This window comes from Salinisphaera sp. SWV1, from assembly GCF_052044155.1.
In the GTDB taxonomy this organism is placed as follows: domain Bacteria; phylum Pseudomonadota; class Gammaproteobacteria; order Nevskiales; family Salinisphaeraceae; genus Salinisphaera.
Genome location: NZ_JBQDYE010000023.1, coordinates 37272 through 52040, shown reverse-complemented (window position 1 = coordinate 52040; position 14769 = coordinate 37272). Strand labels below are relative to the sequence as shown.

General features: G+C 66.1%; 15 protein-coding genes and 1 pseudogene. 3 read left to right on the top strand and 13 right to left on the bottom strand.

Translation table 11 applies throughout. From position 1 onward, the window contains the following. Nucleotides 1-13: 13 nt before the first annotated feature. Nucleotides 14-1201 (bottom strand): acetate/propionate family kinase, encoded by a 1188-nt coding sequence (locus ACS8YF_RS12205; protein ID WP_440850477.1) that lies wholly within the window; start codon nt 1199-1201, stop codon nt 14-16. Nucleotides 1202-1330: 129 nt separating this feature from the next. Between ACS8YF_RS12205 and ACS8YF_RS12200 the strand changes: the two genes are divergently transcribed. Then, on the top strand, nt 1331-1774 hold the full coding sequence (locus ACS8YF_RS12200; protein WP_440850476.1) for an OsmC family protein: 444 nt from the start codon (nt 1331-1333) through the stop codon (nt 1772-1774). Between the two features lie 32 nt (nt 1775-1806). On the opposite strand, the gene ACS8YF_RS12195 is transcribed toward ACS8YF_RS12200, so the two are convergent. From ACS8YF_RS12195 to ACS8YF_RS12165, 7 genes and pseudogenes are all read right to left on the bottom strand, one after another. After that, nucleotides 1807-3246 (bottom strand): NAD(P)(+) transhydrogenase (Re/Si-specific) subunit beta, encoded by a 1440-nt coding sequence (locus ACS8YF_RS12195; RefSeq protein ID WP_440850475.1) that lies wholly within the window; start codon nt 3244-3246, stop codon nt 1807-1809. 10 nt (nt 3247-3256) lie between these two features. Continuing rightward, entirely contained in the window at nt 3257-3565 is a 309-nt protein-coding gene (locus ACS8YF_RS12190; protein ID WP_440850474.1) for an NAD(P) transhydrogenase subunit alpha, read from the bottom strand. Between the two features lie 20 nt (nt 3566-3585). Next, nucleotides 3586-4749, bottom strand: a complete 1164-nt coding sequence (locus ACS8YF_RS12185; protein ID WP_440850473.1) for an NAD(P) transhydrogenase subunit alpha — start codon at nt 4747-4749, stop codon at nt 3586-3588. 99 nt (nt 4750-4848) lie between these two features. After that, complete coding sequence (locus ACS8YF_RS12180; RefSeq protein WP_440850472.1) at nt 4849-5259, bottom strand: DUF779 domain-containing protein; 411 nt, start codon at nt 5257-5259, stop codon at nt 4849-4851. A gap of 67 nt (nt 5260-5326) precedes the next feature. Beyond that, nucleotides 5327-6106: an acetoin reductase gene (locus tag ACS8YF_RS12175; protein ID WP_440850471.1), complete on the bottom strand. Its 780-nt coding sequence runs from the start codon at nt 6104-6106 to the stop codon at nt 5327-5329. 106 nt (nt 6107-6212) lie between these two features. After that, a complete protein-coding gene (locus ACS8YF_RS12170) occupies nt 6213-7733 on the bottom strand; it encodes an aldehyde dehydrogenase family protein (protein WP_440850470.1) in 1521 nt (506 codons plus the stop codon). Between the two features lie 159 nt (nt 7734-7892). Then, nucleotides 7893-8120, bottom strand: a pseudogene (locus tag ACS8YF_RS12165) (hypothetical protein); the annotation flags it as partial. 267 nt (nt 8121-8387) lie between these two features. Here ACS8YF_RS12165 and ACS8YF_RS12160 point away from each other — a divergent pair. Continuing rightward, on the top strand, nt 8388-9266 hold the full coding sequence (locus tag ACS8YF_RS12160) for a Crp/Fnr family transcriptional regulator (protein ID WP_440850469.1): 879 nt from the start codon (nt 8388-8390) through the stop codon (nt 9264-9266). Nucleotides 9267-9290: 24 nt separating this feature from the next. On the opposite strand, the gene ACS8YF_RS12155 is transcribed toward ACS8YF_RS12160, so the two are convergent. The 3 genes from ACS8YF_RS12155 to ACS8YF_RS12145 all read right to left on the bottom strand — a co-directional run bounded on the left by ACS8YF_RS12155 (nt 9291) and on the right by ACS8YF_RS12145 (nt 11581). Then, nucleotides 9291-9806, bottom strand: coding sequence for a hypothetical protein (locus tag ACS8YF_RS12155; protein WP_440850468.1), 516 nt, complete (start codon nt 9804-9806; stop codon nt 9291-9293). A 221-nt stretch (nt 9807-10027) separates the two neighbouring features. Then, on the bottom strand, nt 10028-10780 hold the full coding sequence (locus ACS8YF_RS12150) for a helix-turn-helix domain-containing protein (protein WP_440850467.1): 753 nt from the start codon (nt 10778-10780) through the stop codon (nt 10028-10030). A 3-nt stretch (nt 10781-10783) separates the two neighbouring features. Then, nucleotides 10784-11581, bottom strand: coding sequence for a universal stress protein (locus ACS8YF_RS12145; RefSeq protein WP_440850466.1), 798 nt, complete (start codon nt 11579-11581; stop codon nt 10784-10786). A 405-nt stretch (nt 11582-11986) separates the two neighbouring features. Between ACS8YF_RS12145 and ACS8YF_RS12140 the strand changes: the two genes are divergently transcribed. Then, nucleotides 11987-12754 (top strand): Crp/Fnr family transcriptional regulator, encoded by a 768-nt coding sequence (locus ACS8YF_RS12140; protein WP_440850465.1) that lies wholly within the window; start codon nt 11987-11989, stop codon nt 12752-12754. Between the two features lie 44 nt (nt 12755-12798). Here ACS8YF_RS12140 and arcC read toward each other — a convergent pair whose 3' ends face one another. Together arcC and argF are read right to left on the bottom strand one after the other, a co-directional pair. Next, entirely contained in the window at nt 12799-13749 is a 951-nt protein-coding gene (arcC, locus tag ACS8YF_RS12135; RefSeq protein ID WP_440850464.1) for a carbamate kinase, read from the bottom strand. A 1-nt stretch (nt 13750) separates the two neighbouring features. Beyond that, nucleotides 13751-14752, bottom strand: a complete 1002-nt coding sequence (argF, locus tag ACS8YF_RS12130) for an ornithine carbamoyltransferase (RefSeq protein ID WP_440850463.1) — start codon at nt 14750-14752, stop codon at nt 13751-13753. Nucleotides 14753-14769: the final 17 nt, after the last annotated feature.

Below are 14769 nucleotides of genomic sequence, written 5' to 3'. Positions count from 1 at the left end.
CGACGCCGGCAGCTCAAGCGGTGCCGTCGGCTGCGATCAGGCGCTCGCAGTGACGTGCGATCTGCTGTTCCTCGTCGGTCGGAATCACCCAGGCGCGCACCGCACTGTCGCGGGTGCTGATCCGCAACGCATCGGCGGCATTCGCGGCGCGATCGATTGCCACGCCCAGCCAGGCCAGCGCGGCGAGGATTCGGTCGCGGATCGGCCCCGCATGCTCGCCAATCCCGCCCGTGAACACCAGCGCATCGACACCGCCGAGCGCTGCCGCCATGGCACCGATCTCGCACACGCAGCGATGAACGAACAACGCAACCGCTTCGGCCGCTTGCGGTGTGTCGCTGGCCAATAGCGCCCGCATGTCGTCGCTCAAGCCCGACACACCCAGCAGGCCCGAACGGTTATAAAGCATATCGTCGATATCGCCCACCGACTGCCCCGCCTGCTGCAGCAAGTACAGCAGAACGCCGGCATCCAGCGCGCCGCAGCGCGTGCCCATCGGCAGACCGTCGAGCGTACTGAAGCCCATCGACGTGGCCACACTGCGGCCAGCGTCCAGCGCGCACAGGCTCGCGCCGTGCCCCAGATGCGCCACGATCACGCGTCCCCGGGCCGCCGCCGGATCGATCGCGTGCAGACGGCCGGCGATGTATTCGTATGACAGACCGTGAAAACCGTAGCGCCGGACCCCCTGCTCGAACCAGTGTCGCGGCAATGCGAATCGTTGCGCCACCATCGGCTGGCTGCGATGAAACGCGGTATCGAAGCACGCAACCTGTGCCAGCGGGGGATGAAGGCGCGCGATGGTGCGGATACCGGCCAGGTTATGCGGTTGGTGCTGGGGCGCGAGCGGCACCAGCGTTTCCAGCGCGGCCAAGCTGGCGGAATCGATGCGCACCGGCGCGGCAAAGCGCGTTCCGCCATGCACCACGCGGTGGCCGACCGCCGTCAGGGCCGCCCCACCGGCGCTGTCTTCGCATGTGGCCAGCACCCGTTCGAGCGCCGCGGGGAGACGTTCGGGGCCATCGGGCAGATCCGTTTCCCGGCGCAACCGTCCCTCGGCATCGCACAAGTGCAGGCGGGCAGGAGTGTCGTGATAGTCGACGAATGCGCGCAGATGACGCACCAGCGCCCCGCCGCGGACACGGCCGAACAGCGCCATCTTCAGCGACGACGAGCCCGCATTGACGACCAGATAGCTCACGCGCGACTGCCTGCGCTGGCGCGCCGACGGCACACCGGGGCGGCCATTCGCGCCGCCCATTGACGCACGTCAACGCCGGGTGAATGCACACGGCCTATCGTTGGATTTTCGCACCAGGTAGAGCGTCCCATGCAATCACTTCCTCATCATTATCACGTCCATGCCCGGGGTTCGACGGAAGGCGAGATTCGCCTCGGCGCCGATGGACTGCCCGAACTCGCGGCCACCGCGCCGCCGGAATTCGATGGCCCGGCCGGCTACTGGTCGCCCGAGACCCTGCTGATGGCCGCCGTGGCCGGCTGTTTCGTGCTCACGTTCCGCGGCGTCGCGCGCGCCTCCAGGCTCGATTGGGCGCGCATCGAGTGCGACGTCCACGGCGTGCTGGAACGCCACGAGGGCCGCAACCATTTTTCGCGCCTCACCGTGAAACCGCATCTGGTGGTCCGCGACGCGGCCGACGAGCACCTGGCGCGTCAGTGTCTGGACAAGGCCGAAACGGCCTGTCTGGTCACCAATTCGCTGACCGCCGACATCCAGCTCGAGCCGCGTATCGAGGTGATCGAAGACGCCTGATCGGCCGCGGTACCGACATCCACCGGCGCCCATCACGCCGCGCGATCCGGCGCGGCGTCCTCACCCAATGCCTTGATCGCCTGGACCATCCGGGTAAGCACGGCCTGGGCATCGCCGTACACCATGTTGCAGTTGTCGGCATAGAACAATGCATTCTCCACCCCGGCATAGCCCTTGCCCTGGCCCCGCTTGATCACATAGATCTGATGCGCCCGATCGACATCGAGAATCGGCATGCCGTAGATCGGCGACGATTTCTCGGTGCGCGCCGCGGGGTTGACCACATCGTTTGCTCCAATCACCAGCGCGATATCGGTGTCGGCGAATTCCGCATTGATGTCATCGCGCTCATAGAGCAGGTCGTAGGGCACGCCGGCCTCGGCCAGCAGCACATCCATATGCCCCGGCATACGGCCCGCCACCGGGTGAATGGCAAATTTCACGGCCACGCCCGCGGCCTGCAGCAGTTTCACCAATTCATACAGCTTGTGCTGCGCCTGGGCCGCCGCCAACCCATAGCCGGGCGCGATGATCACCTTGCCCGCATAACGCATGGCGATGGCGGCGTCGCTGGCTTCCGTGGGCTTGAGACGGCCGCTCATCGCCTCGCCGGACGCTTCGGCGATATCGCCGAAATTGCTGAACAACACGTTGCGCACCGAGCGGTTCATGGCGCGTGCCATCAACAGCGTGAGCAGGGTGCCGGCCGAGCCGACCACCATACCGGCGATCATCAGCACCGGATTGCCGAGCACATATCCATCCAGACCCACCGCCAGGCCAGTGAAGGCGTTGTAGAGTGAAATCACCACCGGCATATCGGCCCCGCCGATCGGCAGCGTCACCAGAACACCGAGCGCGAACGCGGCCCCAAAGAACAACACGGCGAGCGCCGACGTTCCGGCGCCGCCCGGCATGATCAGGATACCGGCGCCGAGCAGCACCAGGGCCGCCAGCACGCCGGCGTTGATGAACTGTTGTCCGCGCACGCGCCAGGGTGCGCCCAGCCGGCCATCGAGCTTGGCCCAGGCCACGACCGAGCCCGATAACGATATCGAACCGATGGCGGCACCGAGCAGCGTGACGCCCCAGTGCGCCAGACCCGTGCCGGTGCCGGCGACCAGCTCGGCCGCCGCGATCGCCGCCGCGGCGCCGCCGCCCATGCCGTTGTAGAGCGCCACCATCTGCGGCATGGCCGTGATCGCCACGCGGCGGCCGGTCCACCCCGCCCAGCCCAGGCCGAGCGCCAGCGCGAGCGCGGCCAGCCCGATTTTCAGCCCCAGCCCGGCCCGCGCCGCCGCCGGGACATCCAGCACGTGGAAGAAACTGGCCACGATCACCACCAGCATGCCCACACCCGCGAGCACGATGCCGCCGTGCGCCGTGACCGGCGACGACATGCGCTTGAGTCCATAGATCAGCAGGAAGGCGGCGACGAGACCGGCCAGTTCGATGCACAGTTGTATATTCACGGGTGGTTCCTCAACCCGGCTTGCGATCGCTGGGTTTGAACATCTGCAGCATGCGCTCGGTGACCACGTAGGCACCCGCCACGTTGGCCGAGCCCAACAGCACGCCGATGAAACCGATGGCCATGCCGACAACGGAATGGGCATCGAGCAGTGCATACAGCGCCCCCACCACCACGATTCCGTGCACGAAATTGGAACCGGACATGAGCGGCGTGTGCAGAATCGCCGGTACCCGGGCGATCACCTCGTAGCCGGTGAATACCGCCAGCAGAAAGATATACAGGGCGATCACGCCGCCGATGGTCAGTTGTGCGTCCATACGGGCCTCGAGTCGATGCGTTATTCGGCAGTGACAGCGGCACTCGCGCGGGCCGGCTCGGCCGTGCCCCGCAGGCGCATGGCGGCCAGCACCTCGTCGGTCCAGTCCGGGGCGAGTTCGCCGTCGACGATCAATAGTTCGAGCAGGTTGCGCAGGTTGTGGGCGTACAGTTCGCTGGCGTGCTCGGCCAGCATCGACGGCACGTTGCACGGCGCGATCACGGTGACGCCGCCCTGGCGCACGGTCTCGCCGGGCCGGCTCAGCGCACAGTTGCCGCCACTGTCGGCGGCCAGATCGACGATCACGGCCCCCGGCTTCATGCCGGCCGCCTGTTCGGTGCTGATGAGCTCCGGCGCCGGGCGGCCCGGCACGGCCGCGGTGGTGATTACCATATCCGCGGCCTGAATATGCCGGGTCACGGCCCGGGCGACGGTTTCCTTCTCCGCGGGCGTCAGTTCCCGGGCGTAACCACCCTCGCCGCTGGCCTCCACGCCGGTATCGACGAAGCGGGCGCCGAGCGAAGCGGCCTCGGCGCGTGTTTCCGGGCGTACGTCGTAACCCGCGACCACCGCGCCCAGCCGGTGCGCCGTGGCGATGGCCTGCAAACCCGCCACACCCAAGCCCATCACCAGCACCGAGGCCGGCTGCAGGGACCCGGCAGCCGTGGTCATGCGCGGCAGAATCCGCCCCATTTGGGTCGCGCCCAGCAGCGGCGCGTAATAGCCGGCGAGCGCGGCCTGGCTCGACAAGGCATCGATGCCCTGCGCGCGGCTGATCCGCGGCACGCGCTCCATCGCCAGACAGATGACATGGCGCGCGGCAAGCCGCGCCAGCGCCGGCGCGGTTGTTGCGCCGCCGTGAGCGAAGCAGATCAGCAGGCTGCCCTCGCGCATGGCCTCGATGACACCGGGTTCCGGCAGCTGGACGGCGAGCACGATATCCGCGGCACTGACCAGCGCCGGGATGTCATCCACGATCTCCACTCCGGCAAACGCCTCGTCGCGACAGCCCATGGCCGCCCCGGCGCCGGCCTGCAAGGCCAGCCTGCAGCCCCATCGGGCCAACCGCTGGGCCACCGCCGGCACCATCGCCACGCGACGCTCACCGGGCTCGGTCTCACGCAATACCGCGACTCGAATCACCACGTCACCTGTCGGGCTGGTCCACAAATCAGGATCGATCATGCCGTGTGCCCGCGATGAGGCCTTGATTTCGGTCAAGTCATGCCGTCCGATCGGTCGCCGGCGGCGCGTCAGCGACCACGTTCTACCGCAGGCGGTGGGCTATTCCGTTGCGCCGTGGCCGGGATCGACTTGCGGCCCGCGCGCGGGCGGGCCGGCCGCCGCAAGGGCCGCAATCTCGGCGTCGGTGAACAGGCGCGAGCGCACGATGAAACGCACGCCATCGGCCGCTTCCAGGGAAAAGCTGTCGCCGCCCGCGGTCGTGACATCGATCGTGAGTTCGCATGACGCCCAATACTCGAACTGCGCCGGGCCGACGTAGAAGGGACAGCCTTCGATCTCGCCCAGCAGCACATCCCGGCTGCCCGCGCGGAAATCGGCCTGGCGCAAACACATCGGCGCGCTGCCCTCGCAGCAGCCGCCGGATAGATGAAAGATCAACGGTCCGTGGACGGCCGCCAGCCGGCGCACGAGCGCCGCCGCCCGCGGCGTGAATTGCAGTCGATCCGGCATACGACACCTCCCTCGACCCCGCGACCATCACCGGTGCACCCCGACGCTGGCGCCGGGGCGTTCGGGCTCAGCGATAGACCATGCCACCGTCGATGAGCACGGCCTGACCGGTCATGTAGTCGGAATCCGGGCCGGCGAGATAGGACACCAGTGCAGCCACGTCGTCGGGCGTCTCCGCTCGGCCGAGCGCAATGCCGCCCACGTATTTGTCGTAGGTTTCGCCCTTGGCTGCGCCCGTGAGCGAGGCGAACCGCGCATCGATCTCGTCCCACATGTCGGTGCCGACCACGCCCGGGCAGTAGGCATTAACGTTGATGCCCGAGGCGGCGAGTTCGCGTGCCGCGGCCTGGGTCAACGCCCGTACCGCGAATTTGGTGGCCGAATAGACGCCAAGCATGGCGAAACCCTCGTGGCCGGCAATCGAGGACGCATTGATGATCTTGCCCTTCTGGTTGCGCGCCCGGAATTTCTTCGCCGCCGCCTGGATGCCCCACAGCACACCCTCGATATTGACCCGGATGATACGGTCGACCTCTTCCGGCGTGACATCCAGGATCGGGTTCACCTGGGCGATGCCGGCATTATTGACCATCACATCGAATCCGCCGAGCTCGTGCTCGGCATGATCGACCGCCGCATGGACCTGATCGCGGTCCGAAACGTCGGCAACGAACGTGGTCACCCGCCGGCCGAGCGCCTCGATCTCGCGCGCCGCGGCCGCGAGCTTGTCGCCCTTGACATCGACCAGGGCGATATCCGCCCCGTCGCTGGCCAGCCGCCGGGCGATGCCCAGACCGATGCCCTGCGCACCGCCCGTGACCAGCGCGACCTTGTCTTCAATCGTCATCGTTCACTCCTTTTTCGCTAACAGTCGACGCAGAACCGGTGCCGACCCGGTCGTGATGACGCCCCGGTTCACATCCACCGCCGGCGCGCCACCCGTATCGATCCGTTCAGAACAAACCCATCGCTTTCGTGCTGTAGCTGACCAGCAGGTTCTTGGTCTGCTGATAATGATCGAGAATCATCTTGTGGGTCTCGCGCCCGAAGCCGGATTGCTTGTAGCCACCGAAGGCGGCATGGGCGGGATAGACGTGGTAGCAGTTGGTCCACACGCGGCCGGCCTGAATGGCGCGGCCGACGCGATAGGTATGATTGACGTTGCGCGACCACACGCCGGCGCCCAGCCCATAGAGCGTGTCGTTGCCGATTCGGATGGCGTCGTCCCTGTCCTTGAACGTCGTCACCGACAGCACCGGGCCGAAGATCTCTTCCTGGAAGATGCGCATCCTGTTCTGGCCGACGAAGACGGTCGGCTCGACGTAGTAGCCGTTGGCGAGCGCCTCGGCCACCTCGGCGCGTTGACCGCCGGTGCGACAGTCCGCGCCTTCCTGCTTGCCGACGTCGATGTAATTGAGAATCTTTTCGAGCTGGCCGGCCGAACACTGCGGCCCCATCTGGGTTTCGGGATCCAGCGGATCGCCGACCTTGATGGCGGCCACGCGGGCCACCGCCCGCTCCATGAACGCGTCGAAGATCGATTCCTGCACCAGTGCCCGGGACGGGCAGGTGCAGACCTCGCCCTTGTTGAAGGCGAACAACGCAAAGCCTTCCAGCGCCTTGTCGAAGAAGTCGTCGTCGGCGTCCATGACATCGGCAAAAAAGATGTTCGGCGACTTGCCGCCCAGTTCCATGGTCTGCGGAATGATGGTCTCCGCGGCGTACTGCATGATCTGGCGCCCAGTCGTGGTCTCGCCGGTGAACGCGATCTTGGCGATGCGCGGGCTGCGTGCCAGCGGGCCGCCGACTTCCGAGCCATGGCCGAACACGACATTCAGCACGCCGTCGGGCAACAGATCGCCGATCAGGTCCATGAGCACGGCCAGGCTCATCGGCGTATCCGAGGCCGGCTTGATCACCACACAGTTGCCCGCCGCCAGCGCCGGCGCCATCTTCCAGGCCGCCATCAGGAGCGGGAAGTTCCAGGGGATGATCTGGCCGACGACGCCCATCGGTTCCTTGAAGTGATAGGCAATCGTGTCGTGGTCGATCTCGCCGATGCTGCCCTCCTCGGCGCGGATGCAGCTCGCGAAGTAACGAAAATGATCGGCCGCCAGCGGAATGTCGGCGTTCAGCGTCTCGCGGATCGGCTTGCCGTTGTCGCGGGTTTCCACCCGGGCCAGCAGCTCGAGGTTGTCGGTGATGCGATCGGCGATGCGGTTGAGTATCGCCGCGCGCTGGCTCGGCGATTTCCGGGCCCACCCGGCCTTGGCGACATGCGCCGCATCCAGCGCATGCTCGACGTCCTCGGCATCGGAACGCGCGATTTCGCACAGCGCACTGCCATCGATCGGGCTGGCATCGCTGAAGTAGCGCCCGTTCGCCGGCGCGCGCCATTCGCCGCCGATGAAGTTGTCATAGCGTGATCGCAGAATGCTTTCATCCAGTCTTGCGGATTGCGTCGGGTTCGGCATGGGTCCACTCCTGCATGTAAGGCCGCCTGGGCCGGTGGTAACGCGTGTGGCGCGCGCGGCGCGCCACCATGCCAAGGAGTCTAGGCCGCTGCCGCGCGCCGTCTTTGATCCTGATCACAGCAGCAAGACCCGGCGCTGCGCCCGGGCGCGACGGGTGGGTTATTCGACGCCGGCCGGGCCAGTTGCCACTGCCGCTAAAAGACCGCGCGGCGCCAGCGCGCTGTCGGCGCGACTGGCAATCACGACCGGCACCCGGGCGCCGACCACAGCCGCCAGATGCGTACCGGCACGATACTCGATCTGCCTGGCCCGCATGTTGCGGGCTTCGAGATCCGGCACGACCCGAACATCGGCCTGGCCCGCCAGCACCGACACGGTGCCCTTGGCCCGTGCGAGGCGCCGTAAAGTGCCATCAGCCGTTTCTGAACGCGGTGTTGTGGCGCCCGCACCCCGCCGGGATCAAGCGCCGGGCCGGGCGCCCCGATACGCCGTCATCGATTGCGTGCGGCGCCGACGATAAAAAATCATGGATTGGGATAGTATCGAAGTTTCGGTGCGGAAAAGTATTGATCCAGATCACAAGTCCATTTCCCAGAACGCCTACATTCGACACATATTCATCGTCTCGCAGGGCTCAGGCCCAGGAGAAGTCAGATGTCGATTCCCCGAATGGCCACGGTGTCCGGTCGCCCCACCACGACCGCGCCGAGCCGCCCCTGGCCGCGACCGGCGGGGCCAACCACGGCCGGGCACGGCAAGTGTGTGGCCTGCATCTTCAAACCGCACTGCCTGCCCGCCGATCTCGACGGTGACAGCCTCAGTACCTTCGAGCATCAGATCTGGCGTTACTCGCGCCCGGTGAAAGCGGGCCAGACCCTCGTTCATCAGGGCGATGCAATCGATTCGCTCTATGCCTTGCGGGTCGGCTCCCTGAAGGCCTATATCGATGAGGCCGACGGCACCGAGCGGGTGATGGCCTTCCGGTTCCCCGGCGCGATCATCGGCCTTGCCGAACCGTACCAGAAGCAATGGGCGCGCAGCTTTGCGGCCCTCGAGGACAGCTGGCTGTGCCGCATCCCCTTGAACGCGATATACGATTCGCTGCAGCGCCAGTTGATTCGGCTGATGAGCGACTGTCTGCGGCGTGAGTACGAGTCGCATCTCACCCTGGCGCTGACCAGCGGCAGCCGAAGAGTCGTGTCGTTCCTGCTGGAGCTGAGCGGCATATTCAAGGCGCTGGGCCAGTCCCCGGGACATCTGCGCCTGCCCATGACTTACCTCGATGCCGCCAGCTATCTGGGCATGCGGCATGAGTCGCTCTCGCGCACGCTTTCCCAACTACAGAAACAGGGCCTGATCCGGAAAAGCGGCAAGGAGATTCATATCGACGATCTGCCCGGATTGAACCGCCTCAAGAACGACGACGCCGTCGTGCCCGCCGCCGACCGATTCATCACAAGGCCAAAATCGGATGACGGGTCCCCCGCGGCCGACCCGGGCCGAACCGATACCCGGCGACGTGCCATCATCTGAGACGGGCGCAGGCGACGGACGGGCTCAGGAGTCGTCGTTCGGCCGTTCCTGCAGCCGGTAGCCATCGAAGGCATTCACCGATGGCGGCTGCGCCTGGTTGTCGCCTTCCGGGTCGCGCCCCTGCAGCCGCTCGGCGAATGCCTGCAGCAGGGCCTCGCTCTGCGGCAGCGCCTCCAGCAGACTATGCCCGGTGCGGCCATGCGCCGCGAACAGCCTGATCAGCGCGGTGAGTTCCCGGCACGACGGCTCGGTCCGCCGCGCCGACACATGCGCCCGCAGACGCTGCCGACGCTGCAGGATGAGCTGTTCCTGGCGCCGCAGACGCAGCCACCGATGCCGATGGACGGGTGACGCCGTGCAGGGCTGCGGCTCGAGCAACGCCGTTTCAGCAGACAAGTAGGCATCCGCCCGGGCGCTGAATATCCGGAGGCGCTCGCCTGCGCGCGCCCATTCCGACGCTTCGATCGCCGTCTGCATCTCCTTGAGCAGCGATACGCAGTAGTGGTTGCCGAGCATCGCCAGAACTGAAAAAGTCGTCATCGATTGATTTTATCATGGAACATTCGATTATCTTTGCGCTCCGGGACGCCGATCCCCTTGACTTCGCTCAATAATCGGCTGTCTACGCCCGCACTGTCGACACTGGATAAACGGTCGCAGATCACCGGCACATCCGGCACCCCGGCAACGGCGCGGCCCCGACCGCAAGCATACGCGCCCGGAGCCAACGGTCGCGCAAGACGCTGCGCCGGCGGCGCCGCTCAGTACGTCTCGGACCAGTCCTCGGTGGCGCATCGGGTCAGGCGTGCCGGATCCGTGAGGGTCACGTTTTTGCCTCGCACGGTGAGCATTCCCGCCGTCTGCAAACGGCGAAAGGCGCGGGATACGGTTTCCTGGGTCAAACCCAGATAGTTGGCAATCTCGGCACGCGACATGGGCAGCCGCAGCACGGTCGCGGCGCGCCCATTGCGGCCCAGCCGACAGCTGAAACTCAGCAACAGGATGGCGAGGCGTTCTATCGAGCGTCGCTGGTTGACCACCAGCAAGAGCTGCTCGTGTTGTGCCAGGGCACGACCGACCAGGTCCACGAACGCGTCGCGCAAGGCCGGCGCCTGGTGCATCGCTTCCTGCAGGCGGTGCAGCGGGAGGACGCGGACCCGGCTGGCGGTCACCGCGCTGGCCATACAGACGTGTTCACGTCGGGGCAGCGCATCCAGCCCCGCCAGCTCGGTGGGAAAATGAAATCCGGTGATCTGTTCGCGCCCTTCATTATCGACAATGACGGTTTTGAGCAGCCCGTACGTGACGCAGTACAAGGCGTGCATGCCGTGGCCCTGGCGGAACAGCGTTTCGCCGCGGACCAATTGACGCTCGCGCCACACTTCGTCGCCCAGCTGAGCCAGCGCAAGCGGGGACAGCGAATGCGGCAGGCAGAGCTCGTGGATGCTGGCGTTGCGGCTGTAATGCAGCAAGTCGGCGACGCGCAAACCCGGGTCGGATGCATGCTCGGTCATGCCTCAACACGCCACTAGCGTGGGCACCATCATGTTGCGCATCAGCGCCCGGCTCGTGGCGCCGACCACCAGTTTGCGCAGCCTGGCGTGTCCGTATGCCCCCATGCAGAGCAGATCCCCGCCCTTGTCCGCGACCACGGAAAGCAGCACTTCACTGACTTCCAACGCACCCGCCGCGACCGTCGTGATCGAGGCCTCGACCCGATGGCGCGCGAGATACGATGCGATGTCATCGCCGGTCACGGGGGCGACGGTCCCGGGCGGGCGCGTTGTCTCGGTCACGATGACGATATCGACAGCTCGGGCATGCATCAGCAGGGGCAATGCCGCACTGACCATGCGCGCCGACTCGGGCGATGCATTCCATGCCAGCACCACACGGCTGCCCACGCTGGAAAACCGATCCGCACGCGGGACAACCAGCACGGGACGCCCGGACAGCAGCGCGATGTGCACCGGCGCGTCGTAGCCGGCGTACCGCGAGCCATCGTTCGGATCGAACTGCCGGGTCATGATGAGATCCGAGTAAAGCCCCTCCTGCGCGATGGTATCGACCCACGACCCGGTTGCGGAAAACCGGCGCCAGGCCACATCCGGATATTGCTGCGCCAGCGCGTCGAATTCATCCATCGCCGCAGCGCCCTGGGCCGAGGCACGACTCGGATTGTCGGCATCGGCCGCGCCGAGATGCACGGCCGTAACCTGGGCGCGATGCTCACGTGCCAGCAGCAGCGCGTATTCACATACGGCCGCTCGTTCGCGGCGACTGCTCACGTCCAGCAGAATATGGGTGTAATTCATCATCGTCCCGCCCTCGATCCCGGGGCCGCGTCACGGGCCCCGCATTCATCCGCAGGCATCATATGCCGGCCCGCCGGGGTCAAGATTAAACAGGCCCCGCCCGGCGTGCATGCCTGACCGGCCGCGATGGCCCGCCGCGTCGCCGGCGCCGCGGCCTTCCACGCATGCACTGTAACGCCGCCGCAACCAGACTGAATGAGTCGCCACATCAGGACGTTGACTCCGGTCAACGACGTGGGCCGCGCCGAACGGGCAACCGCCCCATGATCGGCACCGGACACCCGCCGCCCCAGGCCGTGTACGCCGGATCGCATGATCGCCGTGTGGTATTCATGACATAAGTCATAAAACACGATGTGGGCGTGGCTAGCATGGGGTCCTCGTCCGACCACTTCGATTCCAAGCATGAAAGCGTCGACCCGGGACCCGACATGCCGCCCGCCCCGCGCGGGCCGGATCGACCGGCCCTCGGCGCGAACGCGTCGAAACGGCAATTGCCATGCATGCGTGTTCAAGTCGGGCTGCCTGCCGGCCGAGCTCGAGGACCAGCACCTGACCCGCTTTGAACAGACAGTCGGGCGCCCACAGCACCCACTGCGCGCCGGCCAGATACTGGTGCGCCAGGGGGACCCGATCGATACCCTGTATGCCCTGCGCGCCGGCGCCATGAAGGCTTTTTTCGACGCCGCCGATGGTACCGAGCGCGTGATGGCCTTTCGGTTCCCGGGGACGATCATCGGCCTGGCCGAGGCCTATCAAACGCGCTGGTCGCGAAGTCTTTCCGCCCTGGAAGACTCATGGCTGTGTCACATCCCGCTGCATGCGATCGACAATGTCCTTCAGCGCCAGTTGATGCATTTGATGAGCCGGTCCCTGCGGCGTGAATACGAGGCGCATCTCACGCTTGCCCTGAACGGCGGCGCGCGAAGAGTCATTGCGTTTCTGCTCGACCTGAGCGCGATATTCAGCGCCCGCGGGCAATCGGCCGTTGATCTGCGGCTGCCCATGACCTACCTCGATATCGCCAGCCATCTCGGCATGCGTCATGAATCCCTTTCGCGCACACTCTCGCAACTCGAACAACAAGGGCTTATTCAAAAAAGCGGCCGGATCATACATCTGAGCGATATCGACCGGCTGCGCCGTATCAAACACGAGATGGAAACACCGTGATCACGATGGCCATGCGCCCCGGCGCCAGCCGATGCCGGGGTTTTTCAGTTGTTCTTGTGCCAGTAATAGGAGCGCTCCCCGCCGGGACTGGCCTCGATCCGCGTACCGGCACGGCCCACAAGCAACAGTTCCGCATCGTTGAGGCGCCCGATCGCCGCGAAGCCGCCGGTCTCGCGAACAAACGCCTGGGCTGCGGCGATCTTCGGCGCCATGGAACCACCGGCAAACGTAATATCGTCCAGCGCGTCGGCGCCGACACGGCGCAGACGGCGGGCCTGCGGGGTACCGAAATCGGTCTGTACCGCATCGACATCCGTGAGCATCAATAACGCGTCCGCTTTAAGCTGGCGGGCCAGCAGGGCGCTGGTCGCATCCTTGTCGATGACCGCCTCGACGCCGGCATAGCGGTCATCCTCACGTCGCACCACCGGAATCCCCCCGCCGCCGGCGCAGATCGGGATCATGCGATGCCTGAGCAACAGGCCGATTGCGTCCAGCTCCAGAATGCGCCGCGGCGCCGGCGACGGCACCACCCGGCGATACGACGCCCCATCGGCGGCAATGTTCCAGCCATGTCGGACGGACAGGGCGTCGGCCTCGTGGCGGCTATACACCGGACCAATCGGCTTGGAGGGCGTTGCGAACGCCGCGTCATGCCGATCCACCTCCACCTGGGTCAGCAACGTCACCACGCGACGATTCAGCGGCAGTACGTTGGCCAGTTCCTGCTCCAGCAGATAGCCGATCATGCCCTCGGACTCGGCCCCCAGGACATCGAGCGGATACGCCTCGTCCGCCTTGTAGGCGTCGTTTTGCAACGCCAACAGTCCGACCTGGGGCCCGTTGCCATGCGCGATCACCAGTTCGTGACCGGCGGCCACGATGGGCAGCAGCGCTTCGGCCGCCACCCGGGCATTCTCGCGTTGATTTTCGGCACTCAGGGGCTGTCCGCGCCGCAGTAGCGCATTCCCGCCGAGTGCGGCCACGACCCGCATCTCAGCGCCCCAGCGTGGCGACCATGATCGCCTTGATGGTATGCAGCCGGTTCTCGGCCTGATCGAATACGATGGAGTGCCCGGATTCGAAGACCTCGTCGGTGACCTCCATCGCCTCGAGACCGTGGGTCTGAAATATCTTCTCGCCGTAGGTGGTCTCGCGGTTGTGGAACGCCGGCAGGCAGTGCATGACGCCTACGCCCGGGTTGCCGGTCAGATCGAGCATGCGCCGATTGATCTGGTACGGCTGCAGCAAGTCGATCCGCGCGGCCCAGGCCTGTTCCGGCTCGCCCATCGAAACCCATACATCGGTGTAGAGAAAATCCACGCCGGCCACCGCCTCGCTCACGTCATCGCTGACCCGAATACGCGCGCCGGTGTGCTCAGCGAGCTCGCGGCAGTATGCCAGGTGCTCGGCAGCCGGCTGGCGCGCGGCCGGTGCCGCGATATGACACCCCATGCCGAGCTTGGCGGCGCCCACCATGAGCGATATGGCGACGTTGTTGTGGCCGTCGCCGACGAAGCAGAAAGTGATGTCCTTGAGCGGCTTGTCGCTGTGCTCGCGCATGGTCAGGAAATCGGCGAGCACCTGGGTCGGATGGAAGTCGGCCGTCAGCCCGTTCCAGACCGGTACGCCGGCATACGCTGCCAGCTCTTCGACGATGTTCTGGCCGAAACCGCGATACTCGATGGCATCGAACATGCGCCCGAGCACCCGCGCGGTGTCCTTGATGCTTTCCTTGACTCCCATATGCGACCCGCTCGGGCCGAGATAGGTCACATGCGCGCCCTGGTCGTGGGCCGCGACCTCGAAAGCGCAGCGCGTACGGGTGCTGTCCTTTTCGAACAACAGCGCGATATTGCGACCGAGCAGCCGCGGCTGCTCGGTGCCGGCGGCCTTGGCCGCCTTCAACTCGCGCGACAGATCGAGCAGATAGCCGATCTCCGCCGGACTGAAATCCTTGAGGGTGAGAAAACTGCGGTTGCAGAGATTGAAAGGCATAATCGGATTCCTTGGGA